The following is a 13,863-nucleotide window of genomic DNA, read 5'->3' on the forward strand; positions in this document are numbered from 1 at the left end:
CTCCTTCTCCCAGGACCTTCTGAGTTACCTCTCCAGAGACAGCCTCTCTTGCTGCGGCAGATGGTCGTACAGGGTCTGTGCGTGCCCAGGTCTGCGGCGCTGATCACCCCACGTTTGTCTTGCTGAACACCCGCAGCGCCTCCGCCACGCTCCAGGCCTGGGCGAAGCAGCCTCGCGGACGGTAGGGCTCCGTGGCGTCGAAGATCTCCGATATCTGCCCAATCCCCGCGTGTGACAGGTGGGTCTCCATTCCAGACAGCAGGGCCCGCGCGGCCTTCAGGTCCGGAGCCACCTTCAACGTCGCATCAACGTAATGCCCGATGAGCCAGCCCCACACCGTGCCCTGGTGATAGGCCGCGTCGCGGGTGCGGAGGTCGCCGTCGTACGTCGGCTTGTAGTCCTTGCTCCCCGGCGCCAGGCTGCGCAGCCCCACTGGCGTCACCAGCTCCCGGCGCACCACCTCCAGCACCTGCGCCCACCGCTCGCGCTTCAACACCGGGTGCTTCAATGAGATGGCGAAGACCTGGTTCGGCCGCACGTTCGCGTCCTCACGGCCGTCCTCTCCGTCCACCACGTCGTAAAGACAGCCGCCCGCTTCATTCCAGAAGCGCTGGTTGAAGCTGACCTGCGCCCGCTCCGCCGCGCCCCGGTACGGTCCCGCGTCCTGTCCCAGCCGCTCCGCCCAACCCGCCATCAGGCGCAAGGCATTGAACCAGAGCGCGTTGATCTCCACCGCCTTGCCCCGGCGCGGTGTCACCACCCAGCCGTCCACCTTCGCGTCCATCCAGGTGAGCTGGTAGCCCTCCTGGCCCTGCCGCAGGAGCCCGTCCGCCGGGTCCACGCCGATGTGGAAGCGCGTGCCCTTCTGGTGGTGCGCCACGATGTCCTGCAACGTCGGGAACAGGTCGCGCAGCAGGGACTCGTCCCCCGTCTCTTCCAGGTAGCGGTCCACCGCGTGGAAGAACCAGAGCGTCGCGTCCGCCGTGTGGTAGACGCCCTCGTTCTCTCCGTCCGGGAAGTAGTTCGGGATCAACCCGTCCCGCACGTAGTGCTCGAACGTGCGCAGGATGGCCGCCGCCTCGCGGTAGCGCCCCGTGGCCAGCGTCAGCCCGTCCAGGCTGATCATCGTGTCCCGGCCCCAGTCCGTGAACCACGGGTAGCCCGCGATGACGCTCCTCGCCTCCAGCCCCATCGACCGCGCCCATGCGGCGTCCGCGGGCCTTGGCGGATCGATGATGAACTGGTCCGCCGCCAGCACCAGCCGCGCCGGCACTCCCGTGCGCCCATGCTCCGGGGCCTGCTCCAGCAGCCGTTGCTGTCGCAGCAGCTCCCGCTCGAAGACCTCCGCGGGCTTCCGCTCCAGCAGGTGGACCGGCTTCTCCGTCGTGAGCCCGAGATAGAGCGTGCCCCCGGGCTTCAGCGTCGCGGCGAAGTAGCCCGGCGAGTGCTGCACCTCCGTGAAGTCATACCCGCGCGCCTGCTCCACCCGCAGGTGCTGCGGCTTCGACGTCTCCGCCAGGTTCACGAACGGCGTGGGCCCCTCCGAATACAGCCGCATCCGCTGCCGCGGGCCGTCCTCGCCGTTGCGCAGCTCCACCAGCGGGCCGCGCAGCGTGACGATGGGCTCTCCCGCGTCCTTCAACAGCGGCCCGTCGTGCGGGCGCAGCACCGGGAACGGCCGCAGGTGCAGCGTCACCTCCGGGCCGGACAGGTGTTGCCACTCGAGGAACACCGTGTCCTCGCCGTGCACCATCACGACACGCCGACGCAGCCGCGCGCCCCCCACCACGTACTCCCAGACGGGAATCAGCCCCTCCAGGTGGAAGTGCCGCAGGTGCTTCGCTCCATCCTCTTGCGCGCTGCCGTCCGTGTGCTCCTCGGAGGTGAGCCGGTAGCGCTCCCCGTCCACCAGCGCCGTCTCCTCCAGCCTCGCCATCAACACCGTGCGGCCCAGCTTCTCCAGCGTGGGGATGAACAGGCCGTGGTAGCGGCGCGTGTTGCAGCCCACCACCGTGCCGGAGGCGTAGCCCCCTCGGCCGTTGGTCAGCAGCCACTCGTGTTTCACGCCAGTGCTGAAGTCGGCGCCGTCCTGGAAGTCGAACGACAGACGGGGCAGGGCAGGGGCAGGTGCATTCACGCCTTCGTCTCCTCGTGCGTCAACATGAGCGCGGTGTGTCCGGGCAACGGTCGTCCTCCTGCCTGCTCGCCCCCGTCACGCAAGAGGTCCGAAGACGCCCCCTGGGCGGAGACTCGCGGGAGGGGTAGGAAGCAGGAACCCGTCGGACCTCACTCCTGAAGGCAATGCGCATGGCGCTCGTGAAGAGGTTGCTCATGGAAGCCCGCACCACACAGCGCACCCTCCCGCTACCGTGCTCCGGGCCGTGGGGAGGACAGCCGGACAGCCAGGCGCTCCCCAGTGTCGCCAGCACGCAGCAGTTCCTGCACCCGGAACCATTGCGACAGCCCTCCAAGCACCGCACTTCACCCAGAGCCTTCGGGAGTGGCGCCCCGATTTCCCGAGGAGACGCGGCGTGGCCATCCTGAAGTCAGCGGGCATCAGCGGCCGCCAGCACGGGCTGGCGGAACAGATCTTCTCCCGCGCCGCCGGCGCACCGCTCGTGCCGGGCAACGACGTGCAGCTCCTGCGCGACGCGCGCGAGAACTACCCCGCGTGGCTGCGCGCCATCCAGCAGGCCCAGCGCTCCATCCTCTTCGAGAACTACATCATCGAGGACGACGAGGTGGGCCGCGGCTTCGCGGAGGCGCTGGCCGAGCGCGCCCGTGCCGGCGTACAGGTCCGCGTCCTCTATGACTGGCTGGGCTGCCTGGGCCCCGCGTCCCACCACTACTGGCGCTCCCTGCGCGACGCGGGCGTGGAGGTGCGCTGCTTCAATCCCTTCCAGTTCGACCGGCCCCTGGCGTGGCTGGGCCGCAACCACCGAAAGACGCTCACCGTGGACGGCGAGGTGGGCTTCGTCTCCGGCCTGTGCGTGAGCCACAAGTGGGTGGGCGACGCGCAGAGGGGCGTGGCCCCGTGGCGCGACACCGGCCTGGAGATCCGCGGCCCCGCCGTGGCGGACCTCGTGCGTGCGTTCGCCCAGGGCTGGAGCACCGTGGGGCCTCCCCTGGATGAGGAGGGCTGCCTGTCCGCTCGCGCCTCCACGCCCATGGGCGACGTGGCCCTGCGCGTGGTGGCCGGGGTGCCCTGGAGCGCGGGCCTGTTCCGCGTGGACCAGCTCATCGCGTCGCTCGCGCGCCAGCGGCTGTGGCTCACCGACGCGTACTTCGTGGGCACCGCCACCTATGTCCAGGCGCTCCGGGCCGCGTCGCGCGATGGCGTGGACGTGCGGCTGCTCGTGCCCGGCAGCAGCGACATCCCCGCGCTGCGCCCGCTCACCCAGGCCGGCTACCGCCCCCTGCTGGAGGCCGGCATCCGCGTCTATGAATGGAATGGCACCATGCTCCACGCCAAGACGGCCGTGGCGGATGGCACCTGGGCGCGCGTCGGTTCGTCCAACCTCAACCCCGCGAGCTGGCTGGGAAACTCTGAAATCGACGTCGCCGTGGAGAACGCGCCCTTCGCCCAGCAGATGGAGGCCATGTACCTCCAGGACCTGGAGCACGCGACGGAGGTGGTGCTCAGCGGCAAGGCGCGGCGCTTGAAGGCCGCGCCCCCCCTGCCGCGCTCGCAGCGGGGCGCTCCCGGCCGGCGGGGCAGCATGAGCCGCGCGGCCGCGGGCGCGGTGCGCCTGGGCAACACCGTGGGCGCCGCCGTCACCAACCACCGCGAGCTGGGCCGCACCGAATCCAAGGTCGTCTTCGGCGCGGGCGTGGTGCCCCTGGCGCTCGCGGGCGTGGCCCTCTACTGGCCCCACGCCGTGGCCGTGCCGGTGGCGCTCCTTGGCGCGTGGGCAGGCATCGCCCTGTGGAGCCGGGCCGTGCGCCTGCGCCGCCAGGAAGAAGCCCGGGCCTCCGAACAGCAGCCGCTGCCGGAGCCCGAGGTGCCGCCGCTCCCCGCCGCGAAGCCGCAGGCGCTTCCGGAAGCTCCCGCCCCCCGCGCGCCGGAGGCCGGGCCGCACCAACCCTGAAGAAAAGGGGAGGGGAGGGCCCGGACATGACAAGGGCCCACGGGCCGGGAGCGGGGGAGGTCTGGCTTCCCACTTCGCTGATCCGGCCCGAAGGCCCGTGAATCCTTACAGCGTTTCAGCCTGTCGGCCGCGGCACTAGGCCTGCTTCGCGACGCCCGTGGGCTCCGCCGCCTTGCCATTGAAGAGCGCGCTGCCCCCGTACAGGGCCAGGCCGACCATGCCCAGCACGCCCGCTTCGATGCTGTTGCCCATCGAGGCCCCCATCAGCCCCACGATGCTGGTTCCGAGCATGAAGACCACCCCCACCGCCCCTGCCACCTTGCCCATCCGCTGTCCCCCTCTGGACTGAATTGGACCCCTGAACCACTACCGCTGTTCGACGCACACCTCCTCTTCAAGGCGCGTGCCAGGCCTTTGGCATGGGGTCCTCGGGGGAGGTGCGAAATGGAGTGGAAGGTGTGGGGCGCACGTTGGGCAATCCTCTTCCACCCCGTGGAAGCGATCGGCAGAAAGCACAGGGGAGAACACCGGGGTAGGACCGGAATTTTTCCCGGATGCGCCCATGTGCGCCTGATGTGGCACCCCGTAACCCACTGCATTCCAAGGGTTTTCCCTCCCCCAAGCCGCTGGCACACGCGCTGCTAAGAGCCACCGCCAGGAGCGAGCCACCCGGCCCTTCAGGGCGTGTGAACGGTGGCCCGCGCGGACATCAGTCGAACGAAGGAGAGCGGAAGATGGGAATGCGGCGCACGGGGTTCTGGACGGTGATGGGGATGCTCCTCCTGTCGGGTTGTGCTCACCAGCAGACGCTGAAGGTCGACAACGCGGAGCAGCCCTACCGCATCGGCCGCGAGGACGTGCTCGACGTGAGCGTCTGGCGCGATCAGGAGCTGTCGCGCACGGTGCCGGTGCGTCCCGACGGCTTCATCTCCATCCCGATGGTGGGTGAGATTCAGGCTGCGGGCAAGACGCCCACGGAGCTGGCGGAGGCGCTCAAGTCGGGCCTCCAGGCGTATGTGCAGGAGCCGCGCGTGACGGTCATCGTCCGCGAGGTCAACAGCAGCCGCGTCTTCGTGACGGGTGAAGTGGCCCACCCGGGCGCCTACCCGCTGCGCGGCCGCGTGTCGCTGCTGCAGGCCATCGCGCTGGCCGGCGGCTTCACGGACTTCGCCAACTCCGACGGCATCGTCGTCATCCGCACGGACGGCAAGGGCGGGCAGATCCCGGTTCGCTACAGCGACCTGGTCTCCCCCGAAGGCGAGAGCGTCATCCTGCGGCCGGGTGACACCGTCGTCGTCCCGTGAAGCGGGGCGGGCGCGAAGACTCCAAAGACAGACATCCGGAAGCAGCGAACGTGGGCGTGGGTATGGACGGGAGGGCGGCGGTGAGGGGCAACTGGAAGCGGGCAGTGATTGCAGGCTGTCTCATCGCCGCGCCGGCCGCGCAGGCGGCCACCATCCTGGAGCCGCGGCTGCGCCTGACGGCGGAGGAGCGCTTCGACAACGACATCCGTCTGGGGTCTGGCGGCACCAACGGGCAGTTCATGACGAAGCTGTCCCCGCGCCTGGGCCTGGACGTGAAGAACGAGCAGGTGACGCTCGACTCGTTCTACGCCACGGACCTCCTCGCGCGGCACGGCTCCGGCAAGACGACGGTGGACCACCGCGCGGGCGTCGGTTTCCGGGACGTGCTGTCCCGCCGGCTGCGGCTGGACGCCAGCGCCAAGGTCTTCCGCGTCACCGACCCCACGTCGCTGCCGCGTGACGGCCTGGCGCGCTCCACGGCGCCCACCTTCTACGCGACGACGAAGGTGGGGCTCACGGGGCGCGTCTCGGAGCGCATGGATGTCCGCGCCGGCTACGCGTTCGAAGCGACGCGCATCATCGAGCCGGGACGGGTGGCGGGCTACGCGCACACCCCGTCGGTGGAGCTGTGGTACCGCACCACGCGCCGGCTGTCCCTGGGCGCCGAGTACCGCTACCAGGGCTTCCTGTACGCCGGCGACTACAGCCAGGCGCACGGCGCCGCCGCGGCCCTGCGCTACCGGCTGACGCGGCCCACCACGCTCACCCTCCGGGGCGGGCCGGTGCACTACCAGCCGTCGGACGTGTCGCGCGGCGGGTGGCTGCCCCGCGTGGCGCTGGAAGTGGTTCGCGAGGGCGAGCGCAGTGACTTCGGCTTCGCCATGGGCCACGACCTGGTGGGGGCCAGCGGGTTTTCCGGCGCGGTGTGGGCGGACTACGCGTCGGTGATGGGGGCGCACCGGTTCTCGCAGAAGCTGTCGGCCTTCGGGGCGGCCAGCTTCTTCCGGAACGGGACGGCGCCCGGTGAGAACTACACGGAGTGGCGCAACACCACGAACGTGTCGCAGGGCTATGCGGTGGGTGGAGGCGTCGAGTACCGGCTGAGCCGGAAGCTGGCGCTGCAGGGGGCGTTCGACCGCATCGCGCAGGTGGGTGCGGCGGATGTCGCTGGGGCGGGGGACCTGACACGCAACGTGTTCGCCCTCCGTCTGGTCATGACAGCTTGGTAGGCAACTTTCGAGTTCGAGGCATGGAGGAGCGGATCATGGAGCGTGGGATGACGGCGGACCAGATGCTTTCGGCGCTGTGGCGCCGCAAGGCCCTGGTGGGGGCGATCGCTGCAGCAATCTTCGTGTTGGGCGCGGCCATCGTGATGACCCGCCCGAGCATTTATGAAGCGTCCGTGGTGGTGCGTGTGGAGCCGCAGCGCCCCGGCGAGGAGATGGTCCAGCGCACGGTGAGCGAGCTCATCGAGCAGCGGCTGGTCACCGTCCGCCAGGAGTTGCTGGCGCGGCCGGTGCTCCAGAAGGCCATCGAGGAGATGAACCTCTACCCGGAGCTGGTCTCCGAGAAGGGCGTCGAGGCGGCGGTCGAGCAGATGCGCAAGGACCTCACCGTGCGCGTCGAGGGTGAGACGGCCTTCGAGCTCACCTACGCGGGCCGCGACCCGCAGGTGGTGGCGCAGGTGGCCAACCGGCTGCCGGCCATCTTCTCCGAGGAGACGCTGAAGATCCGCCAGACGCAGGCGGCCCGCGCCACCGACCTCTTCACCGAGGAGATGGTCGCCATGGGCAAGGCCGTGTCGAACTGGGAGGGGAAGATCTCCAAGTTCAAGGTGGACCACCTGGGCGAGCTGCCCGAGCAGATGGAGATGAACATGCGCGGCCTGGAGCGCATCAGCGCCCAGCTGCAGACGAAGTCCGAGGAGCTGCGCACCGCTGAAGCGCGCCGCTCCGACCTGGCCCGCGCCCGCAACGCCGCGGACAGCGAGGCCGGCCGGCTGGAGGCGGCGGAGAGCGGCCTGTCCCGCACCCTCACCCAGGCCAAGACGCAGTGGACGCCGGACCACCCGGAAGTGAAGCGGATGGAGCGTGAGCTGGGCGACATCAGCACCCAGCGCAAGGACGCGGAAGGGCGCATGTTCGCCGAGCGCAACGAGCGCACCCGCGTGTCCACGCTCATCACCAACATCCAGAAGGACATCGTGGACCTCCAGAAGCAGGCCGAGGCGTACCAGGCGCGGCTGAACAACACCCCGCGCTGGGCCCAGGAGCTGGCGGTCATGAACCGGGACTACGAAATCGCCCGCACCAAGTACCAGAGCGTGGTGAGCCGCAAGGTGGAGGCGGAGATCGCCCAGGAGCTGGAGGCCAAGAGCGCCAAGAGCCTGTTCAACGTCATCTCGCCCGCCGGGGTGCCTTCCTCCCCGGCCCGCCCGGACCGCATGAGCGGCCTGCTCATCGCCGCCCTGGTGGCCCTGGCCCTGGGTGTCCTCACCGGCACCGTGCTCGAGATGCGCGACGACAGCCTGCGCGACGGCACCGAGGTCCGCGAGCGCATCACGCTCCCTGTCCTGGCGGTGGTCCCGAACATGCAGGGCAAGACGGAGAAGCGGATCTTGATGCCGATGGCTGGGAGCAAGAACAGCGTCTCCTCGCCGACGTCACTGAATTAATTGCCGCCCCCTTACGGAAAGGATTGGAGAACTCAGATGGATTCGACGATGGAGCGGGCCGGTAACTTCCTCCCCCGCGTGGATGACAGCGCGGCTTCCAGCAACGCGGTGGACCGCCGGGTGGTGACGCTCACCGCCCCTGCCTCCGCGGCCGCCGAGCAGTACCGCACCCTGTACTACCGCCTGGAGCGGATGCGCGAGCAGCGTCCGATGAAGGTGGTGGCGCTCACCTCCGCGATGCCCGGCGAGGGCAAGACGGTGACGAGCGTGAACCTGGCCCTGGCCGCCGCCCGGGCGAACCCGGAGCGCCGCATCCTGCTGGTGGACGCGGACCTGCGCCGGGGGCAGGTGGCCCCCACGCTGGGCATGCGCAACAAGCAGGGCCTGGCGGAGCTCCTGGCCGGTGAGTGCGACGTGCGCGACGTGGTGCGCCGCTTCAACTCCACGCGGCTGGCGGTCATCCCCGCCGGCGCCACGCCGGAGGAGAGCACCCAGGTGCTGGCCTCCGCCCGCATGAAGCAGTTCCTCAAGGCGGTGCGCGAGGGCTTCGACGAGGTGTACGTGGACCTGCCGCCCACGCTGCCGTTCGCGGACGCGGCCATCCTGGGCCACCAGATGGACGGCGTGCTGATGGTCATCCGCGCCAACGTCACCCCCTCCAAGGTGGTGAACCAGGCGGTGGAGCAGCTGGCGGGCGCGGCGCTGGTGGGCTGCGTGCTCAACGGCGCGGAAGTGAACGCGACCCCGTACCTGAAGAACTACGTGAAGAAGTAACGGTCAGCAGTCGAGGTGGAGTGTTTCGAAGGCCCGACCCGCTCCTCGCGCCGATGAGGTGCGAAGGGCGGGGGGCCTGGAGCGGCGGCGGGTCGGGGTTGGAGGAATCACGTGCTTCGCGTTTTCCATCACTACTTTTCAGCCAAGAAGTTGACGTTCTTCCTTGCCGAGTCCTCGGCGATCGCGCTGGCCTGTGTCGCGGGTGCCGCGGCCTGCGCGGCCCTCTTCGCGCCCCTGGGTTCCACGCCCCCGTTCGCCACGATGTGGCCGACGCTGGTGGGACTGGGCCTGGCCTTCGTCGTCACCTTCCAGTTCACGCTGTACCTGTTGGACCTGTACGACCTGCGCATCGCGGCCGAGGACCGGACGCGCGGCTACCGCTTCCTCAAGGCCGCGGGCGTCACCGCCATGGTGGCGGGCGGGGTGATGCTGCTCTTGCCGCTGGCCCTGCCGGTGGTGCTGCCTCCCGGGACGCTGCTGGGCGGCGCGATGGGCGCCCTGGCCGGCACCCTGGTGGTGCGCGTCTCCATCCGGGCGCTGGTGGGGGAGCCCGACGCGGTGCTCGTCGTCGGTGACGGCCTCAAGGCCCGCGCGGTGGCGAGCGCGATTGAAGATGGCGGCGAGGGGTCCTTCCGCGTGGTGGCCCTGGTGGACCCGCGCAAGGTGGAGGAGCCGCTGGACGCGATGGCGTCCCGCCTCAACGCCTCCTACGTGGTGCAGGCCGCGGACGACATGCGCGGCGCCAACTGGGTGGACTCGCTCTTGCGCTGCCGGCTGGACGGGCGGCGGGTGTACGACGCGGCGGGCTTCTGCGAGCGCGTGCTGCGCCGCATCCCGGTGCAGTTCCTGCGCGCCAGCGACTTCGCCTTCGCGGATGAGATGACGGTGTCGCCCATGCGCCGGGCCTTCAAGCGCGTGTTCGACGTGGCGGTGGCGTCGCTGCTCCTGCTGATGGCGTCGCCCTTCCTCATCCTGGTGGCGCTGGCCATCAAGCTGGACTCCAAGGGCCCCGTCTTCTACCGGCAGGACCGCGTGGGCCTGGGCGGCAAGGCGTATCCGCTCTGGAAGTTCCGCAGCATGCGCACCGACGCGGAGAAGAACGGCGCGGTGTGGGCGCGCTCCAACGACGACCGCGTCACGCGGGTGGGCAAGTTCATCCGCAAGACGCGCATCGACGAGATTCCCCAGGTGTTCAACGTGCTCTTGGGCCACATGAGCTTCGTGGGCCCGCGTCCGGAGCGTCCCGTCTTCACCGAGCAGCTCAAGCAGCAGATTCCGTTCTACGGCGTGCGCGAGGCGGTGAAGCCTGGCATCACGGGGTGGGCGCAGATCCGCTACCCCTACGGGGCCTCCGTGGAGGACGCGCGCAACAAGCTGGAGTTCGACCTGTACTACGTGAAGAACGGGTCGCTGTTCCTGGACGTCGGCATTATCTTCCACACCGTCCGGCACGTGCTGTTGGGGCGGGGTGCTCGGTAGCCTGGTTGAGAAGTGAGTGATTGTGACCATCCGCGGCCTCCGGTTGTCGGGGGAGGCCGGGATGCCAAGGGTGGGGCCATGGATTGGGACGGGCGAGGGGGTCGGAACATGGTGGGCATGGATGTGGATGCGCCGTTGTCGGAGTCGTGGAGCCAGGACGACGCGCGCAACAAGGCGCAGAACGTCGAGCGCAACGAGCTGCTGCAGGCCCCGAAGCACCGCCCGACGCGCATCGTCGCGATGGGCGGCGGCACGGGCCTCCCCATGGTGCTCAAGGGGCTGGCCCGCCGCGCGGCCCCCAAGGGTGGCCAGCCCGGCGTGGACATCACCGCGGTCGTGGCGATGAGCGACGACGGCGGCAGCTCCGGCCGCCTGCGCCGCCAGCACGGCGCGCTGCCACCGGGCGACATCCGCAACTGCCTGGTGGCGCTCGCGGGTGGCAAGAGCGCGCTCAAGGACGTGTTCCAGTACCGCTTCGGCGGCGCGCGGGGCCTCGCCGGCCACGCGGTGGGCAACCTGCTCATCGCCGCGCTCGCGGAATTGAAGGGTGACTTCCTGGAGGCGGTGCGGCTGTCCGGGGAGCTGCTGGGCGCGCAGGGCCAGGTGCTGCCCAGCACGCTCGCGTCGGTGCAGCTCGTCGCGCAGATGCACGACGACACGGAGGTCGTGGGCGAGCGCAACATCTGCCGCGCCCAGGGCCGCGTGCGCCGCGTGTCGCTCAGCCCCCGCTCGCCGCCCCCGGTGGACGGCCTGCTGGAGTCCATCTACACGGCGGACCTCATCGCCATCGGGCCGGGCTCGCTGTACTCGAGCGTGCTGCCCAACCTGCTGGTGGACGGCGTGGCCCAGGCGCTGAAGGAGACGCGCGCCCTGAAGGTCATGGTGGCCAACCTGATGACCCAGCCGGGTGAGACGGACGGCATGAACTGCCTGGACCACGTGCAGGCCGTCATCGACCACGTGGGGCCGGTGCTGGACGCGGTGCTCGTCAACGGCCGGGCGCCGTCCGACGAGTCCATCCAGCGCTATGCGCGCAAGGGCTCCTACATGGTCACGGCGGAGACGCGGGAGCTCTTGTCCTCCGGCGTGATTCCGGTGCAGGCGGACCTGCTCAAGGAGGGGTCCAAGATCCGACACGACAGCCGCAAGGTCGCCGCCTGCCTGCTGAAGATGGCGCGCAGCGGGTTGTAGGCCGCCCTGGCCATCACCACCTTGGGGCCCGCGAATATGGAAGCCATCAAACTGCAAGCCGGCCCGCAGGTCGTGGAAGTCAACGACCGGGCGGCCTTCATGACCCTGGAAGCCGAGTGGAACCAGCTGGTGGAGACGACCTCCAACGAGCTGTTCTACCGGCACGAGTTCCTGCGGCTGTGGCTGGACAACTTCGCCGCCGGGGCGCGCATGCGCGTGCTGCTGCTGCGCGGCGAGGACGGAACGCTCACCGGCGCGCTGCCGCTGGTGGAGGAGCGCACCTCCCTGTACGGCGTGCCGGTGCGCCAGCTCACCTCCGCGGCCAACGCGCACTCCTGCCGCTTCGACGTGCTGGCGCGTGAGCCGGACGCCGCGGCGCGGGCCTTCCTGTCGCACCTGCGTCAGACGGGCGGCTGGGACGTGCTGCGGCTGACGGACGTGCCGGACGGCGGCGTGGGCTTCCGCCTGCTGGAGGCCGCGAAGCAGGGCGGCCTGCCTGTGGGCGAGTGGGAGTCCCTGCAGTCGCCGTACGTGCCGCTGCCCGCGAAGAAGGACGCGTACTTCGCGTCGCTGCCGTCCAAGTTCAAGGCCAACTGCCGCCGCCGCCGCCGCAAGCTGGAGGAGAAGGGGAAGGTCACCTTCGAGCGGGTCTCCGGCGGGCTGGACCTGGAGGGCACCCTGGAGGAGGGGCTGCTGCTGGAGCAGAGCGGCTGGAAGGGCGCCAATGGCACGGCCATGGCGCAGGACGCGAAGACGCGGGGCTTCTACACGGAGCTGGCGCGGGACTCGGCCTACCGCGAGCGGCTGGCGCTGTACTTCCTGCGCCTGGACGGGCGCGCGGTGGCGTTCCAGTACGGCCTGGAATACGGCGGGCGCTACTTCCTCTTGAAGCCCGGCTACGACGAGAGCCTGAAGGAGTGCAGCCCGGGGCAGCTCCTCATGGAGGAGGTGCTGGGGCACTGCCTGGAGCGCGGGCTGACCGAGTTCGATTTCCTGGGGCCGGACATGGTGTGGAAGCGCGACTGGACGGATCAGGTCCGCAGGCACACCTGGCTCTACGTGTTCAACGACACCGCCTTCGGCCGGGCCCTGTGCGCGGCGAAGTTCCGGTGGGTACCGGCTGCGAAAGAGGTGGTGGCGAGATGGAAGCGGTGAAGACGTCCGACAAGCTGTTCGTTCCGTCCCTGCCCACGCTGTGGCCGGGCATGCTGATGGCCCCGCCGCGCCCGGGGGCGCTGCCGCCGTTCTCGTCGCCCAACGCGCGGTACTTCTACTTCGCGCGCAACGCCGTCTGGCTGACCATGAAGATGCTGCGCCTGGACGGCGGCGAGGTGCTGATGCCCGCCTACCACCACGGCGTGGAGGTGGAGGCCGTGGTGGACGCGGGCGCGACGCCGCGCTTCTACCGCGTGGGCAGCCGCTGGGACGTGGACGTGGCGGACGTGGCGAAGCGGATCACTCCGAAGACGCGCGCGCTCTACCTCATCCACTACGCGGGCTTCCCGGGGCCGGTGGACGCCATGCGCAAGCTGGCGGACGAGCACGGCATCCCGCTGATCGAGGACTGCGCGCTGTCCCTGCTGTCGTCCGACGGCGCGACGCCGCTGGGCACCACGGGCGACGTGGGCATCTTCTGCCTCTACAAGACCCTGCCGGTACCCAATGGGGGTGCGCTGGTCGTCAACGGCAAGCGCTCGTACAGCCTGCCGGAGCCGCCCGCGCCGCCGGTGGCGTCCACCTTCAGCCACACCATCTCCGCGCTCCTCCAGAACCTGGAGCTGCGCGGCGGGGCGGTGGGCCGCGGCCTGCGCGGCCTGGTGCGCTCGGTGGGGCACGGCACGGTGAAGGCCGCGAGCATCGAGCGCGTGGCCACGGGCACGCAGCACTTCGACCGGCGGCACGTGGACCTGGGCATGAGCCCGCTGACGAAGCGGATTGCCCTGGCGCAGGACCTGGAGGGCATCGTCGAGGCGCGGCGCCGCAACTACTTCCTCCTGCTGGGTCGGCTGCGCGACGTGTCTCCGCCGCTCTTCAACCAGCTGCCCGCGGGCGTCAGCCCCCTGTTCTACCCGATGGTGGTGCAGGACAAGGAGACGCTGCTGGCGAAGCTGCGCGAGAAGGGCATCGACGCCATCGACTTCTGGAAGCGCTTCCATCCCGCGTGCGACCCGACGGAGTTCCCGGAGGTGGCGCAGCTGCGGCGCACCATCCTGGAGATCCCCTGCCACCAGGACCTGTCGCCGGAGGTGATGGGGCAGGTGGCGGAGGTGGTCCGGGAGGCGCTCAAGTCCGAGCGCCGTCCGAGCAAGCGCGCGTCGTGAGGGAACAGGAGCTGGCTCCCGGGTTGCAGTGG

The 13,863-nt window shown here is 70.1% G+C and carries 11 protein-coding genes; 9 read left to right on the plus strand and 2 right to left on the minus strand.

The window, feature by feature from the left end; genetic code table 11:
- Positions 1–103 precede the first annotated feature (103 nt).
- Positions 104–2,137: an amylo-alpha-1,6-glucosidase gene (locus tag AABA78_RS36155; RefSeq protein WP_338270037.1), complete on the minus strand. Its 2,034-nt coding sequence runs from the start codon at positions 2,135–2,137 to the stop codon at positions 104–106.
- Between the two features lie 394 nt (positions 2,138–2,531).
- Between AABA78_RS36155 and AABA78_RS36160 the strand changes: the two genes are divergently transcribed.
- Positions 2,532–4,088 carry a phospholipase D-like domain-containing protein gene (locus AABA78_RS36160; RefSeq protein ID WP_338270038.1) on the plus strand — a complete coding sequence of 519 codons (1,557 nt, stop codon included), beginning with the start codon at positions 2,532–2,534 and terminating at the stop codon, positions 4,086–4,088.
- Positions 4,089–4,223: 135 nt separating this feature from the next.
- Here AABA78_RS36160 and AABA78_RS36165 read toward each other — a convergent pair whose 3' ends face one another.
- Positions 4,224–4,415 (minus strand): hypothetical protein, encoded by a 192-nt coding sequence (locus AABA78_RS36165; RefSeq protein ID WP_338270039.1) that lies wholly within the window; start codon positions 4,413–4,415, stop codon positions 4,224–4,226.
- Between the two features lie 407 nt (positions 4,416–4,822).
- Between AABA78_RS36165 and AABA78_RS36170 the strand changes: the two genes are divergently transcribed.
- The 8 genes from AABA78_RS36170 (at position 4,823) to AABA78_RS36205 (ending at position 13,831) form a co-directional block, all read left to right on the plus strand.
- Complete coding sequence (locus AABA78_RS36170) at positions 4,823–5,392, plus strand: polysaccharide biosynthesis/export family protein (protein ID WP_171421651.1); 570 nt, start codon at positions 4,823–4,825, stop codon at positions 5,390–5,392.
- A 62-nt stretch (positions 5,393–5,454) separates the two neighbouring features.
- On the plus strand, positions 5,455–6,621 hold the full coding sequence (locus tag AABA78_RS36175) for a hypothetical protein (RefSeq protein ID WP_338270088.1): 1,167 nt from the start codon (positions 5,455–5,457) through the stop codon (positions 6,619–6,621).
- Positions 6,622–6,656: 35 nt separating this feature from the next.
- Positions 6,657–8,066, plus strand: coding sequence for a GumC family protein (locus tag AABA78_RS36180; RefSeq protein ID WP_338270040.1), 1,410 nt, complete (start codon positions 6,657–6,659; stop codon positions 8,064–8,066).
- Positions 8,067–8,102: 36 nt separating this feature from the next.
- Positions 8,103–8,840: a CpsD/CapB family tyrosine-protein kinase gene (locus AABA78_RS36185; protein ID WP_338270041.1), complete on the plus strand. Its 738-nt coding sequence runs from the start codon at positions 8,103–8,105 to the stop codon at positions 8,838–8,840.
- Positions 8,841–8,951: 111 nt separating this feature from the next.
- Entirely contained in the window at positions 8,952–10,319 is a 1,368-nt protein-coding gene (gene exoE / locus AABA78_RS36190; RefSeq protein ID WP_171421654.1) for a polyisoprenyl-phosphate hexose-1-phosphate transferase ExoE, read from the plus strand.
- 108 nt (positions 10,320–10,427) lie between these two features.
- Positions 10,428–11,510: a gluconeogenesis factor YvcK family protein gene (locus AABA78_RS36195; RefSeq protein ID WP_338270042.1), complete on the plus strand. Its 1,083-nt coding sequence runs from the start codon at positions 10,428–10,430 to the stop codon at positions 11,508–11,510.
- Positions 11,511–11,546: 36 nt separating this feature from the next.
- A complete protein-coding gene (locus AABA78_RS36200) occupies positions 11,547–12,665 on the plus strand; it encodes a GNAT family N-acetyltransferase (RefSeq protein ID WP_338270043.1) in 1,119 nt (372 codons plus the stop codon).
- The gene (locus AABA78_RS36205; protein ID WP_338270044.1) at positions 12,653–13,831 is read left to right on the plus strand and encodes a DegT/DnrJ/EryC1/StrS family aminotransferase; all 1,179 of its coding nucleotides are present in this window, start codon (positions 12,653–12,655) and stop codon (positions 13,829–13,831) included. Before AABA78_RS36200 ends, AABA78_RS36205 begins: the two co-directional genes overlap by 13 nt.
- The last annotated feature ends 32 nt before the right edge of the window (positions 13,832–13,863 follow it).

This window comes from Corallococcus caeni (genome assembly GCF_036245865.1).
Classification (GTDB): domain Bacteria; phylum Myxococcota; class Myxococcia; order Myxococcales; family Myxococcaceae; genus Corallococcus; species Corallococcus caeni.